The organism is Pseudomonas sp. FSL R10-0056, assembly GCF_009600105.1.
In the GTDB taxonomy this organism is placed as follows: Bacteria; Pseudomonadota; Gammaproteobacteria; order Pseudomonadales; family Pseudomonadaceae; genus Aquipseudomonas; species Aquipseudomonas bubulae.
In genome coordinates this window covers 24,653-41,577 of the sequence record NZ_WIWL01000100.1, presented here as the reverse complement: position 1 = coordinate 41,577, position 16,925 = coordinate 24,653, and the positions used below count along the sequence as shown (strand labels likewise).

Annotated in this window: 7 protein-coding genes; 4 read left to right on the top strand and 3 right to left on the bottom strand. The window is 56.0% G+C overall.

Annotated features, from left to right (window positions below; all coding sequences use genetic code 11):
- Positions 1–62: 62 nt before the first annotated feature.
- Positions 63–6,584, bottom strand: coding sequence for an NEL-type E3 ubiquitin ligase domain-containing protein (locus GHO42_RS04855; RefSeq protein ID WP_153326169.1), 6,522 nt, complete (start codon positions 6,582–6,584; stop codon positions 63–65).
- Between the two features lie 145 nt (positions 6,585–6,729).
- Between GHO42_RS04855 and GHO42_RS04850 the strand changes: the two genes are divergently transcribed.
- From GHO42_RS04850 to GHO42_RS04840, 3 genes are all read left to right on the top strand, one after another.
- Positions 6,730–6,948 carry a DUF2970 domain-containing protein gene (locus GHO42_RS04850; RefSeq protein ID WP_095000403.1) on the top strand — a complete coding sequence of 73 codons (219 nt, stop codon included), beginning with the start codon at positions 6,730–6,732 and terminating at the stop codon, positions 6,946–6,948.
- 525 nt (positions 6,949–7,473) lie between these two features.
- Positions 7,474–9,132 carry a nitrite/sulfite reductase gene (locus tag GHO42_RS04845; RefSeq protein ID WP_016781107.1) on the top strand — a complete coding sequence of 553 codons (1,659 nt, stop codon included), beginning with the start codon at positions 7,474–7,476 and terminating at the stop codon, positions 9,130–9,132.
- Positions 9,116–9,610 carry a DUF934 domain-containing protein gene (locus tag GHO42_RS04840; RefSeq protein WP_095000404.1) on the top strand — a complete coding sequence of 165 codons (495 nt, stop codon included), beginning with the start codon at positions 9,116–9,118 and terminating at the stop codon, positions 9,608–9,610. Before GHO42_RS04845 ends, GHO42_RS04840 begins: the two co-directional genes overlap by 17 nt.
- Before the next feature lie 55 nt (positions 9,611–9,665).
- Here GHO42_RS04840 and GHO42_RS04835 read toward each other — a convergent pair whose 3' ends face one another.
- Together GHO42_RS04835 and sohB are read right to left on the bottom strand one after the other, a co-directional pair.
- Positions 9,666–14,762: an NEL-type E3 ubiquitin ligase domain-containing protein gene (locus GHO42_RS04835; RefSeq protein WP_153326167.1), complete on the bottom strand. Its 5,097-nt coding sequence runs from the start codon at positions 14,760–14,762 to the stop codon at positions 9,666–9,668.
- A gap of 179 nt (positions 14,763–14,941) precedes the next feature.
- The gene (sohB, locus tag GHO42_RS04830; protein WP_095000406.1) at positions 14,942–15,961 is read right to left on the bottom strand and encodes a protease SohB; all 1,020 of its coding nucleotides are present in this window, start codon (positions 15,959–15,961) and stop codon (positions 14,942–14,944) included.
- 207 nt (positions 15,962–16,168) lie between these two features.
- Here sohB and GHO42_RS04825 point away from each other — a divergent pair, with 207 nt between their 5' ends.
- Entirely contained in the window at positions 16,169–16,879 is a 711-nt protein-coding gene (locus GHO42_RS04825) for a histidine phosphatase family protein (protein WP_095018032.1), read from the top strand.
- Positions 16,880–16,925 lie beyond the last annotated feature (46 nt).

The window sequence follows — 16,925 nt, the reverse complement described above, 5'->3', positions numbered from 1 at the left end:
TGCCGGATGCGATCGATGACCAATCGATCGCAATGTCCGGCAACGACGACAGTCACTATGGGTTAATCAGGCTGCGTGGACAGCGTTGCGAGAACCTCTCCCGAGAGACGTTCACGCAAAAGTTGCTCTTCGCTGCGCTTGCGCTCATCCAGAGCGCCAAGCTCCTGTTGATACACCTCCCCGAGATCGGCATGTCGGTCTTCCAGCGCTTTATGCTCCACTTCAAAACGTTCCTCCAGAGCCAGGAATTCCTCTGGATACTGGCGCTTGAGGTAATTGATCCAGTAGCCCTGCAGGATCAACTGCTCCATAAAGGCCGGAGAATTTTCGGCTGCCTTTATTTTCAAATAAGCACTTTCAATCTCTTGCTCAGTGACTTTCGCCGCATGGCTGTATTGCATGCCCCTGGGCTGCGCAGGCAGGTCGAGGCGCTCGCTCAGGCTAATGCGATAGGCCAGTCGAACCTCCGCAGCGTCCGCTCCACGGCGTGATTGATAGGCAAATTGCGCGACCTCCTCCACTTGCCCCAAGCGAAACAGGCGCCGGCCCAGCTCGAGCAACGCAGGCCCTTCCTGGCCAGCCACCACTGAGCGCAGGGCATTGAACTCAAACACCTTCACTTCCAGATCGCTGAACAGCAGGATTCGACCATCGCCACAGGTCACATCGGAATGACCGATGATAAATAGCTCGTCGCGTAACTGGCTATCGGATGCAGCTGCCTGCAGTACATTCCAGACCCGCCGGGTCAGGCCCGGTCTGTCCTGGATATAGTCCTGGGTGAATTGCAGCTGATCCAGCAAATAGAACAGCCCCCTGCTCTCCTTTTGCGCCAGCAGGTCGTCCCAGATCACTGGCCTCGGCGAGCCTTGCGGCTCCCCCACACACCAGCGGGCCTTTTGCTCGGCCAGTTGCTCGGGTGTCAGGTGCTCCAGATGATCGAGGTTTTCGTCGACACCAGCGGCCCCGTACTCAGGCTCATCACTGCTGAGCGAAGCGTTATCGGAGAAGGCCAGGCCGTCTTCAATGTCCTCAAGGGAGCATCCGAGGTCATTGCCCGAAAAGCTCCTGTAGTCTCTTAAGGTTGCATAGCCTGATGTGGAGAGCAGGTTATGGGACAAATCAGTATGAGCCATCAATGCGTCGTTATCGCCCTCAAACAGCTCAACAGGGATCGTATCGATCTGGTTGTTGCTCAGGTTGAGGGTTCTGAGGGTCGGGGTTGTGAGTACCCGGGTCGGCCAGCGCATCAGCCTGTTCCCCCTCAGGTTCAGGGTTTGCAATTCGCTCATGCCAGTAAGGTCAAATGTGTCGAGCCTGTTGTAGCTCAGATCCAGCCATTCCAGGTGCGCCAGTGATTGCAACTGACGACTCAAGCCCTCCTCGTCCTGCAAGCGGTTGTGGGCAGCCTCCAGCCGGGTGAGGTTTTCAAGCGAGCCGATTCCCTCCGGCAAACGGGTCAGCTCATTATTATTGAGGTGCAAGGTACGCAAGCCGGGAAATTCGCGGATAAACCCTTGCGAGCCCCCGGCAGTAATGCGTACACCGCTGAGGTTCAGTGTGGTGATATGCGTCTGGAACACATTCAGCGGCGGTATATCCCCCAGGCACAGGTCCGAGAAGTCCAGGGTATGCACAGACTCGGGCTGCGCCGTTGTGACGGTCTCCAGCCCATCGCGCCAGGCCTGCATGATCCTGTCAGCCGCACGCCTGCGATCGACGGCACTGACCCAGCGTCCGCTTTCCCTGTGGCCCGGAATATTGATCCAGCCATTCAGGCGCTGGACCAGAGCGTCGTATTGGTGATTCCACTCGGCAAGCCGGGCGTCGATTTCCAGCACACCCATGCCACGGGCCTGCATCTGTTCAAGGTATTGCACTGCATCATGCAGGCTCAGATCGGGATGGATCCTTTGCAGCAGGGTGGTGCGGTTCAATTCCGGGGCACCGGGCTGAAATATCGGTGCGGGGCTCAACAAGACTTCATCCGTCTTCAATACTGGAGCGGCCGCCAACAACAGGTCAGGCCTGTCAGCGACAATGGCAGGGAAAAACTCGGGCGTTCCCCCGGTCCTGCGTGCTGCCAGTAATCCGATCGCTATATTGCCTGCCGTGTCGCGTCCCGAACGTTGGGCATAAGCCAGCAAATCGGCACAGCTTTGCGCATCCAGCTGGCAACCATTCAACTTCACCCCCTGCATCAGTGCCTCATGACCCACGAGAGCCGTCGCAGGGACCGTCCTGATTGCGCTGTTGCTCATATCCAGAAACCGCAACCGGGGCAGATCAAAAACCCCGGCTGGCCAGCTGCGAATGGCCGTATGACTGAGATCAAGCGACTCCAGCTTGGTCAGCGCCCCGATATCCAGCGCTGTCACCCGGTTGCCCTGCAGATTCAAGCGCACGAGCCCACGCAGGCCACTCAAGTGCATCTGCAACGAGGGGCTCATCACCAACTCGTTGTGCGCCAGGTTGAGGTCTGTGAGCTGGCGCAAATCACCCAGAGCATTTGGCAGCAAATCCAGGCCGTTGCGGCTCAGGTCCAACTCCCGGAGCTGGCCGAACGCCTGCAGAAACCGATCCATTTCCTCGACAGCCACCTCCAGCTCGCTCAAGTTAAGACGATGGACGTGGGCAAACGCCTGCCCCCCCGGCACAGGTGGCAGAGAACTGATTATTTCGTCTGCCAGATCCAGCTCCTGATTTACAGTACTGACCCGCCAGGAAGGCCCGGCGCCAGCATCCTCCAACCCCAGTCGGGGTGAAATTCCAGCACGCCAGCAGCGCTGAATCTTGTCAGCCGCTTGCCTGCGCAACAGCGTTTGCGTCGTCTCAGGATCCTGAGATACCCAGGCCTCCAGAGCCTCGGAAAACCTGTAGTGCTCTTCATGCAAGCCGTTAACGCGCCGCATCAGCTCAGCCACGGCTTGTTCGCCAAGGATCCACCGCGCAATTACCGTACTGGCAAACAGTCGGTCATGGGGCATGAAACGGGTCAGGCAACCTGTGCAGTAAGCGATTGTCCATTTCTCCAGATCCACCGTTCGCACAGGATGGGTACGCAGGCGCTCGTAGGCTCTTATGGCCGTTGACGGCTCAATGCCTGACCAATCCAGAAGCAAGCCCGCCCATAACTGCTGATGTCCGGTGAACAGCTCATCGGGCAACGTTGTTATCGAAGTTCCAAACAGGTCCAGGGTTTCAAGATCAGTGAGATCCAACAGGCCTGCTGGCCACTGAACAAGTCGTCCTTTGACCTGCAATTGCCGCAGCCGCGGCCAGCCACTGACATCCAGCGTTTCCAGTGCCCCCTGCACAGACAGGCATTCGATCTGCCCAAGGGTTGTCAGCCGGTCCATGAACTCACGGGTCAAGCCCTGCCAGTCGGCTTCCAGTGACAGCTCGCTGACCGTGGGCAACTGCGCCAATGCATCGGCAACGGGCATCATCTGTGATCGCTGAAGGCTTATTTCCAGGCGCTCCACGCTGGGGAAGCGCTTGACAAATCCGGCATCGGGCTCGCTCACCATCAGGTCGGCGCTCAGCCGCAATGTCCGCACATGGGAAAAGTCAGCGTCCAGTACAGGAAATTCACTCGCCCAGCTAAGGTCAAATTCAAGATCCAGATAAGCAAAAGGTTCAATACGACTCAGTACACCCTCCCGCCAACAACCTACCAGCCTGTCAGCCGTCAAGCGCCGCATCCGTTGGTTAAAGGGCCCGTTGGCTGCGCTCGACCACTGCTCCAGTGTGGTACGCAATGTGTCCAGCTCACGTTGGCGACTGGCTAGAAAATCGAATATATGCTGGGCAGACTCTCCGTCGTCGATGCGCTTGCGCACATAGGCCTCGGCCTGTTCGTCGCTGATCTGCGGGCAAATATCGCGCACACGGCTTATCAACGACGGACTTACGTCAAAGGCTGCCCATTTGCCCGACAAGGCATAGCCGATCCGACCATTGATTCTCTGCAAGGCGGGTCTTGCTGCCACAGGATGCAATTTCAGCGTGCGGGCCATTTCCCTGCGATGCGAAGTGGCGTAGCGAGCCACTGCAGCCGGGCTGACGACGCTTTGACTGGCGCTCAGGTGCAACATTGCCTCAATGGCCAGACGCTCACTGTCGACATTCGCCAGCCCCGGCACATACAGGCCGGCCAGCGCCCGGTTCAAACGGCCCTGTTGCGCGTACTCACGCGCCAGCCGGTCCAGCCGCCTCGACCCCCGACCTGTCCGGCGCAGGCGTGCCACATCATTCTCACCGGCAAGCTCAAGCACTTCCTGAGCCGCAAACTCAGACAGCATGGGAAATCGTCGACGTACTAATTCGACATTGGCTAGAGCCGTCCGGCCTGTGCCGGTCAGACGGGCAAGCAGTGCGTGCTTGCCCGCTCTTGTGCCATCGACCAGCATGCCCAGCTCCCGCTCAACCCGGTATTGTTGCAATGTGTCCCTCAACAAAGCAGGCACGGGCAGGCAGTCCACATGCACCCTGCGCAAGGTTTCGTCACTGACAGCACTGATGTCGCCGATCTGCCCCAGTTCTTCATCATCGAACATGCGGGTCACGTGCCCCAGTCGACGCAGCAAAGTCGGGCGCTCCCATTGCAAGGGCTGTTCATGCTCGAGACGCCAGGCTCCTTCATGGTTATGCATGAGGATTGGCTGATAAGCATTTTCGTCGCTCGGATGCTTTATCCTCCAGGCATTAAGCTGCTGATCGAAGGCCTGCTCGTAGAACTGTCGGCCCACCTGGACCCAGGTTTTGCCGTCTGCCCGATACTGGCCCAGAGCATTGGGCTCAAGCCGGGTATTGAGCGGCAACTGGCATTGATAGGCCTCGATTTCGGGCCGCCACAGACGGGTTTCACCGTTGGGCAAGACGATTTGCCTGAACCTGTCGATCCCGGCGGACTCAGTCGCCAACCTGCCACTGGCTAAGTGGCCTGCAACCCCTGTTGCACCACTCAGCACGATATTCAGCGCAACGGACTCCACATGCGACCAGGCATCCTCGACATCGCCTGCCTGCCACGACTCGATGCCCTGGTAGATGTCCATACTCATCTGTAGAGCCATCACTGCCATCATGACCTCCCCTGCACCGGGGATTAAAAACGCTGCCACATTCAACACATCAAGACCAAGGCCAAGGTAGTCATCAAGACGCTGCTGCAAGCGCTTGCTGTCGGCATCGGCTGTGGGCACTGCAAGTGCCCGGGCATTGGCTTTGAGCCTGTCCAGATGAAGGGTATTGAGGGCCGTGAACAGCCCTGCTGATGACGTTTCGATGCTTACCAGCTCCAGCTTCAGGTCCACCTCATCAACATAATCTGCTGGCTCGATACCTCTCGGATCAGGCGTGGTCTTGTACAACTGATGATTCAATCGCTGCAAAAAAAGTGCGCCGTTCCCTTGGGGGACCAGACTGGCAAACAGCTGCTGATACGCGGGCAGACGCAAATTCAGACCCAGCTCATACTGAAATGCTTCCAGCGAGGGGTATTCTTTGAGTGCCGAGAACGGTGCCCCCGGGATATAGACCACCACGGGCTCAACCTCAGGTTTTTTCATCAGCGGCACACCGCTCAATCCGGTGCGCTCCCATTCCAGAACCGGCCACCTGGAACGATCCGGGCCGATAATCAACACCTCGTCCAAGACCTGGCCATAGAGCTGGAGCTGGCTGAACACTACAGGTTTTGCATATAACGACACGCGCGGTTGCTCCTCCAGCAACGTACTGATCATGGCAAAACCAGAGTCAGTGATATGCCGTTGCAGCAGTGCCCGATGCAAGCGTACGGCCAGCAGTGCTTTTTGCGCCCGGATCATTAGAGCGCGCACCGCTGGTGGAGCAAAAACCGCCTGCAGATGGGCCTGGTACTGCTGCCCCAAATCCAGGGATCTGCACAGCTGTGAGAACACTTCGGGTGACATGGGTAATGTTTCGCGGTAAGCAAAACCGGGAACCGGCCGAAGACTTTCCAACTCCTGTCGGAATCTGTGTGCCACAACCCCAGAACCATGCACCAGGGTGTCCGACACAATGGCCAGTTGATCAGGGCCCTTGTCTGGCTGGAACCGTTCGACAGGCAAAGCGCCCTGCGGCGCCAACGCGCTAAGTTGTCCTGCGACCCTTTGGGAAAAATCTTCACTGCCGTCAAAGTTGAGCAAGGCAGCCTGTAACAGGCTGTGTTGGCGCACGGGCTGATTGCGGCGCAGATAAAACAGCCGGTCTGTGTTGACGTCCATTGCCCGGCCTTGGCCAAGGTGACTGTGCAATGCCTCCTGCAAGCGGGGCTCGGCAAACTGGGTGATCCCCTGCAGGCCTTTCAGTGCCCTGGCCAAGGCCTGATTGGCAGCCCGGCTGCGAGCCTGGCTGTCGAGCAGGGCCTGACGCAGCCACCGTGGTGCGCGGTCGAGCCCATCGGCTGCTCCAGCCTCTGAAGCATGCGCCGGAAACAATCCCGGCTTGAGGCGTTTGATATCTGCCACAGCGCTGTGTTTGACCCAGGCGGGTATTCTGGATTTTATGAAGGCTGCGTGGGGCCCCGGCCCCGAGACAATGTACGAACTTTCCATGACCGGCTTCTTCCTGAAACGCATGTGAATGAGCGCCTCAGTACAACCGACAGTGCCCGGGCATGGGTGGTAGATAGTTAATGGGCCTTGAAGTTGACTACGCTATGGGATGTAGCCGTTCCAACCTCAGACAGCCGAGGCATCTATGAACGATCCTGCCGACAACAAGCCGCCGAGCTTCTGGCAAATGCTGCACAGCGTCATGGCCGCTGCCTTTGGCGTGCAAAGCGGAAAAAACAGGACTCGGGATTTTTCCCACGGAAAAGCCTCCCATTTCCTTATCATGGGGCTGCTATTTACCTTGGTGTTTGCCTTGACCCTGTACGGGATCGTCACGCTGGTGGTTCATCTGGCGGGGGTTTAGGGAGGCAAATTGGCGGCGCGTACCTGAGTGCCGGGCACGCGAAGGCCTGGGGGCCATGCACAACGTTGGCATTGTTGAGCATGCCAACGGCAGCGAGGGCGGCGCCAGGTAATGTCGACAAGCTCTTTAGCGGCTACATCCGCCTGATCAGCCTCGACCTTGCACGCTTGCTACTGGTGGCTGACCCAGTACACGGCAGTAGAAACCACCAGAATGATCAGGAAGAAAATGGCCCATGCATCGACCTTGCTGTCGCTTTTACGCGCTTTGACTGGAGTACTCATCGCATCGCCTTTTTTCGGTTTTATGGGTGATTGCTTGAAGTCCTTAAAACAGTTAAGTCCAGCAATGCCCTTTCCACAAGCAAGGGATTGAGAATCAAACGCTTATAGTCGTTTTGGTTCTTTGCATATGCTTAAACATCACTTTTGCGCATAACTACAAACTGGTATCGTGCCCCGCTCCTTGGGGAGTGCGCGGCCGTGCGCGCAGATAAGCTGTTAGCAGCCTGAGAACAGGACCTATATGTACGTATATGACGAGTACGATCAGCAGATCATCGAGGACCGCGTCAAGCAGTTCCGGGATCAGACCCGACGCTATCTGGCAGGTGAGCTGAGCGAAGAAGAGTTCCGCCCCCTGCGCCTGCAAAATGGCCTTTATGTTCAACGCTTTGCCCCAATGCTGCGGGTCGCTGTGCCTTATGGCCAGTTGACTTCGCGTCAGGCGCGAATGATGGCCAAAATCGCTCGTGACTATGACAAGGGCTATGCCCACATCAGTACCCGCCAGAACGTGCAATTCAACTGGCCTGCGCTGGAAGACATCCCGGACATCCTGGAAGAACTGGCCACCGTGCAGATGCACGCCATTCAGACCAGCGGCAACTGCCTGCGCAACGTCACCACCGACCAGTTCGCCGGTGTTGCTGCGGATGAACTGATCGATTCGCGCCCTTGGTGCGAAATCGTGCGTCAGTGGACGACTTTCCATCCGGAATTCGCCTACCTGCCACGCAAATTCAAAATTGCAATCAACGGTTCGACATCTGACCGTGCAGCCATTGAAGTGCATGACATCGGCCTGGAGCCGGTGCTCAACGACGCCGGCGAAGTGGGCTTCCGTGTACTGGTAGGTGGCGGCCTGGGCCGTACCCCGGTAATCGGTGCCTTCATCAATGAGTTCTTGCCGTGGCAAGACCTGTTGAGCTACCTCGAGGCCATCCTGCGTGTCTACAACCGCTATGGCCGTCGTGACAACAAGTACAAGGCGCGGATCAAGATTCTGGTCAAGGCGCTGACGCCTGAAGTGTTCGCCGAGCGTGTTGAGGCCGAAATGGTTCACTTGCGCGGCGGTTCGAACACCCTGACCGAAGCCGAAGTGCAGCGTATCGCCAAGCACTTCGTCGATCCTGACTACAAAGCCCTGCCCGACTTCGGCGCCGAACTGGCCGAACTCGACAAGCAGCACCCGGGTTTTGCCCGTTGGCGCGTACGCAACACGTTGGCCCACAAAAAACCGGGCTATGTCGCCGTTACTTTGTCGCTCAAACCTACAGGTGTAGCCCCGGGCGATGTGACCGACAAGCAGTGGGATGCCATCGCCGACATGGCCGACCGTTACAGCTTTGGCCAACTGCGTACTTCCCACGAGCAGAACATTATCCTGGCCGATGTCGAAGAGAGCCAGCTGTTCACCATGTGGGGCGAGTTGCGCGAAAATGGGTTCGCCACGCCCAACATCGGTTTGCTGACCGACATGATCTGCTGCCCTGGTGGTGACTTCTGCTCCCTGGCCAACGCCAAGTCGATCCCGATTGCCGAATCGATCCAGCGCCGCTTTGAAAACCTGGACTACCTGTTCGATATTGGCGAACTGGATCTGAACATTTCCGGTTGCATGAACGCCTGTGGTCACCACCACGTCGGGCATATCGGTATTCTCGGCGTAGATAAAAAAGGCGCCGAGTTCTATCAGGTATCCCTGGGTGGCAGTGCCAGCCGTGATGCCAGTCTCGGCAAGATTCTGGGCCCGTCCTTTGCCCAGGACGCCATGCCGGATGTGATTGAAAAGCTGATCGACGTCTATGTTGAAAAACGTACCGAAGACGAACGTTTTATCGATACCTACCAGCGTATCGGCATTGACCCTTTCAAGGAGCGCGTCTATGCAGCGAATAATTAAGAACAACCAGGTCATCGATGAAACCTGGCACTTGCTGCCCAAGGAAACCAGCTTTGACGAAATCTCCAACTGCGACGACTTGATCGTACCGTTGGTAATGTGGCGCGAACACGGCCACGCACTAAAGGCCCGCGACGGCGGCCTGGGCGTGTGGCTGGACAGCGACGAAGAAGCTGAAGAGCTGGGCGAGGACGTGGCGAACTTTCAGGTTATTGCCCTGAACTTCCCGGCTTTCACTGATGGCCGCAGTTATTCCAACGCCCGTTTGCTGCGTGACCGCTATGGTTATAAAGGCGAACTTCGCGCCATTGGCGATGTTCTGCGCGACCAGTTGTTCTATCTGCATCGCTGTGGCTTTGACGCATTCGCCATCCGTGCCGATAAAGACCCTTACGAAGCGCTGGAAGGCCTCAAGGACTTCTCGGTGACCTACCAGTCTTCAACCGACGAGCCGATGCCGCTGTTCCGTCGTCGCTGATGCTGCGGCTGGCCCTGGTTACCCAGGGCCAGCGCCTGCATAACCCTGCGCAGGGTCAAGATTGCTCCTGCTCGAAAGGGTGTTTTTCAACTTCTTCACGGGTCAACTGGCTGATCAGTTCTTGCCTGGCCAGCAAACGACTTTCCCCTACAGCTTGGGTTTTCGACACATACTCCTGACTGGACAGCCTCTCCCTAGCCAGGTAAAGCCCCTGCATGCGTTCATGCAGCGGTGAGTCAACCGACTGAAAATGCTCGGGGTATTTCTTCTCCAGAAAGCGCTCCCAGAACCCCTGCTTTTCAATGTAAGCAATCCTCGCTTGCGCTGTATCCTCAGTCAAAACATACAGCTTGGCGGCTTCAAGCTGCTCGAGCGTGACATTGGCGACTCTTTCAAAAATCATGCTCTTGGGCCGCGCCGGCAAGCCAAGGTCAGCAGCCAGTTTGACCTGATAAAACATCTGTATCTCCAGCGGATCAACCTTTGCAATTCGCGCCTGCAAATCAGCCGGGCTGAGCCTCTGCGCCAGACGCAGCGCTTGTGCCGAACCCAAACGATAGGCCACACCCTGTTGTTCCTCCGCCGTCATGTTCGCCAAGGGCTCAGATGCAAAATCCGGGCTGACCTCATCGATCAAGCCCTGCAATTGGCGCACGTACTCTGATTGCTCGGCATGGACTGCAGCAATTCGCGCCTCAACAACCCCCTGTACATGTTTATCCAGCAGTTCGATCCGCAGAAGTCCTTGTGCCAGTTGCAGCAGCCCTGCTTCGGCATTGACCGAGCTTTGCGCAATAAAGATCCGGTAACGAAGTTCAAGATCCGAAAAAATCATCGGAATCCCATCGGCGCAGGTATTGGGATTGGCTGAAACCTCAAACAGCTGGTTACGTAATTCGCTGAAATCGTGCATGGCATTGAGAACTTGCCAGACCCGTTGGCTTAAACTTTCACGTCCATGCAAATACTGGGAGGACGCACTGAGGTCTTCCAGCACGCGAAAAAAATCACTCGACCCGGCGATATCCCTCAAGCTGTTCCATACACGCGTCTCTGAGAACGTTGGCCGGGACGCCCAGTGAAAGATGCCGCGTACCTGGTCAACATGCCGACGTCGCGGAGCAATACCAAAACTGATGCCGTACTCTCGCCGATAATTATCAAGGCGGCGTAACGAGTCGGCACTCAAAGGATTGTCATGCAGGTGAGTAACACTATTGATCGCTGTTCTGCCAGGTGACAAAACCTCCAGTGGAATGCGACTAATATTGTTGTCACGCATATCCAGGGTCTGCAGGTGGCTGAGCGACTCAACCCCTTCAGGCCAAGTCAGCAGACCACTGTAGCGTAGATACAAACGCTCAAGGTCAACCATGCGAGTCACCGAAATACGCCTGCCCAAGGGATTTCCCGTTAAATTCAAAGATTTCAACCGGGTCAGTCCCGCCAGAGCCGAAGCGGTTCGCCCGCTCAATACAATATGATTGTCCTGCAAGTTCAAGTTGACCAATTCGGACATACCGGCAATTTCCACGGGCAACTCACTGAGCTGGTTACTTTTCAGGGACAGGATGCGTAAGTTGGGAAACTTTTCCAAAAATGAACCGGGAAACTTTCCATTGGGTGAGTTGCTCAAGTGCAGTGCACTGACATGGGAAAAATCTGCCGATATCTCAGGCAAGCAATCAACTGGCCAACTATTGAGGTTCAGCACATATCCGGTGTGCTCACCCACGCTCACGGTTGCGGTCTGTCGGCGCCAGACGTGGAGCAAAGCCTGGCTGATTGCACGCTTGTCCTGGGTCGACACCAGTACCCGCGGGCCATTGCGCCGCTGACTCCAGACCGGCGACTCCACCCAGCGCTCAAGATCGTTACGCAAGGTTTGAAGCTCGGCCTTTAGCCTGACCAGTACCCGGGTGGTCAACGCAGGTGAAAGTTCAAGATGGTATAAAAACTGGCTGACCGTTTCCTCACTCATCAACGGAAAAAGATCCATCACAAGATCCTTTATCACCAATGGCCTGCTCGCTTGCGCGGCATGGCCTGAGCGACCGCTGAGCCTGTAGCCTGCCCGCCCATCGGCCAGGCGCATGGGCGATTTGAACCAGGGTTTAACTTGCTGCATCCCCAGCGCATTGGCACTTTGCGCGCGATGACCGGCCGCATGGGATGCAATTTTCCAGCTTAAAAACACCCCCGGGTCAGTGTCGGGAAGCCCAAGCGACATACGCGCGGAAGACGGCAAGGCTTTGGCCACACATCTGCAAAGATAGGGGCTGCTGTATATATCATCTGTGGCGAGGCCCAAAAAATGGTACTCGCCCGAGCTTTTAAAAATCTCCTGGCTGTATCTGGACAACGGATTACCTACGGAGCTCAGTACTTGACCTGTGGCTCTGTCGCGCAATAGCAAGCGCTGACTGGGTGGCCAGTCAGGCAAGTGGGTAAGGGTTTGCCATGCCAATGTATTGCTATCAACGTTACTTAGAGCCTCGAAATAGAGTCCCTCCAGTGCCCGGTTCAAACGCAATACCTGCGTGTAGCTGCGCGCCTCTTCCAGAATATGCAGCGGCAGGCGCCCGGTGCTCTGCACTGTTGCCATTTCGGCCGGGGCAAGTTGATCCATCAACTCGCCCATCACACTTGCCGGCAAACTCGGAAACTGTTTTTGCAACAGCTCCATCCGGGCTGTCACCACCTCGCCCCGTTTATACAGATGCGAGAACAGGTCAGACTTTGTAGCTTGGGCAAAGCGACCCAACTGGCGCGCCAATGCCTGTTCCTGTTGCTCAAGGCCATCGACAGATTGCCCCAACAAAACCTCGATTTGCGCCGAGGAGAAAGACTCCAGCGTGGTCTTGAGCAATTCTGCGTTCTTGATCTGGGCTTCGGTAACTTGCAGGCGGGGATGCGAAGACTCCACTTCAGGCCCGTACTCCATGACCATGGACCCGCGCATGTTCACCACGCGTAAAACTCTGTCCGCAGGCCAGCCATCAAGACGAGTCAACAGCTCCAGTTGCAATTGCGCAGTATCGGTAGACACTTTGCCCCCCTGCTGCATTTGTACGATGAAACGTTCGATCATTTGACTCAACTGCACGCGCCTCATGCTGTCTGCCAACGCAGGAGGTGGCGGCAGGTTATCCATGTGCAGCCTGCGCAACGCATCATCACTGGTATTGGATGCAGCCAGCACACGCTCGACCATAGCGTCCGATAACCCTTGGGCCGCAGGGCCCAACCGACGGAACAACTGCATGCGCGACATTTGCATCGGATCATCGAGTTCATGCGCCCACGCACCGCTGCCGTTATGCCTGACGCGTGGTGTGTAGGTGTACGGCTCGGTTGGGTGCTGGATATGACACCTTTGTGTCGCAGCATCGATTTTGACCTGATACACCTTGTCTTCCAGCTTGATAAACTGCTTGTTACCCATGCTATAGAGCCCTCGCGCATCGGGCTCGGCATCACCCAGCGCAAGGTTTGGGTATTGGTAGGGCCTGAGATCCGGCCGCCACAATCGTTTTTGACCTTTAACTGACGTGACTGCAACCAGTGCATCCACGACCGGCGATGGCCTGAGTGCTTTTGCCGCTGCAGTGCTGCTGGCAGCCAGCGCAAAATTCTCGGCAACATCGAACAAGTACTCCAGCGCGGCGGCACGGTCTCCCCGCTGCCACGCCTTGATACCGTCATACACCTCAACCCCCAGTTGCATGACACTGGTTACCAGCAAGATCTCACCCAGAACCGGGACAAAACCCAACGCAACCATCAACAAGCTCACCCCCAGATTCAAGAAAGAGGCCTGACGTGCCAAACGACTTTTAGAGTCTTCATCTTCCGTGGGGACGATCAGCAACCTGGCATCATCTTTAATCTTGGCCAGCTGCAGCCCCCAGGCAATCAAAAATGGATCGTCAAACTTGGGCAGATGCCGGGTTTCGGACATCAATGCAGGTTCATTGATGATCGGTGGGCGGCGTAACAACAACGAATCCCAGGTTATATTTTTCAAGTCCGTGCGCCGCATAAACTCGGCGCGGTAACGCAAGGGAACCAAGTGAAAGAAATACGTGGCAAAGACGCTATTTTTTAACCACTCGCGCAGCGTCGCCTTTAATAAATCAAACGACTCGAATTCGTGAAACGCCGTGCCGGAACTGTTCGGCAAATAAAGTATGCAGGGCTGCGCCTCTTCGGCCGGTTTTCTCTGCGGCCAAAAAACAATAACTCCGGGAACCTCAAAGCCCATGATTTGAAGCGTGCTATGACCTGAGTGAATATACGAAAAGAGAGCACCCGGCGGAATCAAAAAAGTCAATATATAGTTATATGATTGTGTCGTGACCTCCGCCTTCATATAGGCCACATGCAAGGCGCAGGCAAATTCCTGGCGCAGATTCTGAACAAATACAGCTTGCAACTTATACGCCTTTGAATTGGCATTGTCGGCAGGCCAATTATCATCCGCCGGTTCAAACACACGCGTCAAATGCCATTGATATTGCATACCCAGGTTCAGGTCACGGCAGATCTGCGCAAAACCTTCGGGCTTTAATTCGGCCTGTTCAATCTGCTGCGTACCTCTGAGTGCATAAATGCACGACCCCTGGTCGAAGCCGCCTTCAACAGCCTCAAAAGCCTCATAGTTCTGCAACGCTGCCTGCAGCAGGCTGTGATGACTGACGCTCGATACCAGGTTCAGCTCCAATGACTCAGGTGTGAACTTCTCGGGCAAGGCAAGCTGGATCAGAGAATCAACTAGCCTGAATTGTTGCCGAGCAAAAAACAGCAACAGATTACTCAACAAGCGAACCTGTTTTATGCCATACCTCTTGGGGTCAGCATCTGTCCAGCCACGTGCCTTCAGCGCCTCCTTGAGCAACGGCTCGGCGAACGACTCTATCGGCTTGATTTGGGCCAGCACGCGCGCGACCTCGCGCTGAGCCATTTGCCCTAATTTGAAACTGTTAAGTAATCTTTCGCGCAACGTCGGCGACGCATATTTAAACCAGGGTGCAAGCAACCCCGCAATATAGGTTTCATGCTGGTTTTCAACCGGCACATTCGCCAATCGACGGGCATAGTCGACAACGGATCGTTCAGACTCTGATAACGAATAACTAATAGCATCGGTCATGGTAAAGGCTCGATAGGGATTCGTGCCTTCAGCTTATAGACAACACTAAAAAATAGTCGGCTGAATACTTGATAAAGAATCAGGTTATTTATTAAAAAACATGCTTTAAACGATAATTAACTACCGCACCAGGCACAGACGCAGGCGCTGTTGTAACACTTACAACAGCGCCTGACTAATCACCAGAAACGTGATTGGGTCAAACGACTCCACAATGAGTCAACAACATGTTCCGCCGAACTGCTGGCAGCCAGACCCACACGCTCCTGCAAACTTTTGCGCTGGGCATAGTGCAGGTGATACAGCTGTGCATTCGCGGCCCGCTCGGACAAATACTCATCGCTGGTTTTCAATTCGTCGACCAGCTGTTTATCGACCGCAGCAACGCCCAGCCACACTTCGCCGGTCGCCACTTCATCAATCGCCAACTGCGGGCGGTACTTGGACACGAAGTTCTTGAACAGCTGATGGGTGATATCCAGGTCCTGCTGAAACTTTTCACGACCTTTTTCAGTGTTTTCGCCAAATACCGTAAGCGTTCGCTTGTACTCGCCCGCCGTCAGCACTTCATAATCAATGTCGTGCTTTTTGAGCAGGCGATTGACGTTGGGCAACTGCGCCACCACACCGATGGAACCCAGAATTGCAAACGGTGCACTGATAATCTTCTGGCCGATACAAGCCATCATGTAGCCACCGCTGGCAGCAACTTTATCGATGCAGATCGTCAACGGAATGCCTGCCTGACGGATACGTGCCAATTGCGACGACGCAAGGCCATAGCTGTGCACCATGCCACCACCACTTTCCAGACGCAGCACCACTTCGTCAGTCGGCCTGGCCAGGGTCAGCAAGGCAGTAATTTCATGGCGCAGGCTTTCTGTCGCCGAGGCCTTGATATCACCGTGAAAATCCAGCACGAAGACATTAGCCTTGGTTTCTGGCTGTTTTTTCAGTTTTTTGTCGGCCTTGGCAGTCTGCTTGCGCAGTGCCTTGAACTGGTCTTTGGACAGCAGCGATTGCTCCAGGCGTTCACGCAGGCCCTTGTAGAAATCATTGAGCTTGGTGACCTGCAATTGCCCGGTAGAACGGCGCCCTTTGCCACGCAATGCAGCAACAGTCACCAGCACCACCACAATGGCGACCACCAGAGTCACGGTTTTAGCCAGAAAACTGGCGTACTCGGCAAGAAATTCCACAGCCTCTCCTTGAAAACGATTGCAGCCCGAGGGTCAGGGCCGCGCAATGACAACCAGCATACCGACGCCAACCGGGGCCTGCCAGCCGTGAAACACCTTGATCAGGGGCATTGGCAGCAATTCAAACAAGCGTATGTTTTTTCATTGACAGCCACTTGCCATCCTCCTAACCTCGCCTGACTTTCAGTGCTCAGGAATGACGCGCACGTGGGCAGCATCTATTTGATCAGACATGGCCAGGCCTCCTTTGGTGCAGATGACTACGACAAGTTGTCACCACTGGGCGTGCACCAGGCGCAAATTGCCGGTCAGCATCTGGCCGAACTGAATTTGCGCTTTGACCGTTGCCTGGCCGGTGATCTGACACGTCAGCAAGACACCGCACGCCATGCCCTGGCACAACTGCACGCCGCCGGGCTGCCCGCCCCTACACTGGAAACAGACGCTGCCTTCAACGAATTCGATGCTTACGCCATACTTGATGCCCTGCTTCCCGGCTTGCTGCCGGACGAGCCAGAGGCCCTGACGGCGATGAACAATGCCGCCCACAATCCGGCCGAGTTCCAGCGCATTTTCGAACTGATCATCGAGCGCTGGCTCAGTGGCACTTACGATACCCCTGGACTGGAAACCTGGCTGGGCTTTGTCGAACGGGTCCAGCGCGGACTGAACAGCCTGCTCGACCTTGCCAAGGGCCAGCAGAACATTGTCGTGTTCACTTCTGCAGGCACCATTACGGCCCTGGTCCACATACTGACCCGAATTCCGGCCACCGATGCCTTCAAGCTCGGCTGGCAAATCGTCAATACCTCGCTCAGCCAGCTCAAGTTCCATGGCCGCGAGGTCACCCTGGCTTCCTTCAACAGTCATGTGCATTTGCAACTGTTGAAGACGCCGTCACTCATCACCTATCGTTGAGCGTCGGCAACCGTGGCCTTCGGGCCGCCGTACTCCACCCTATATA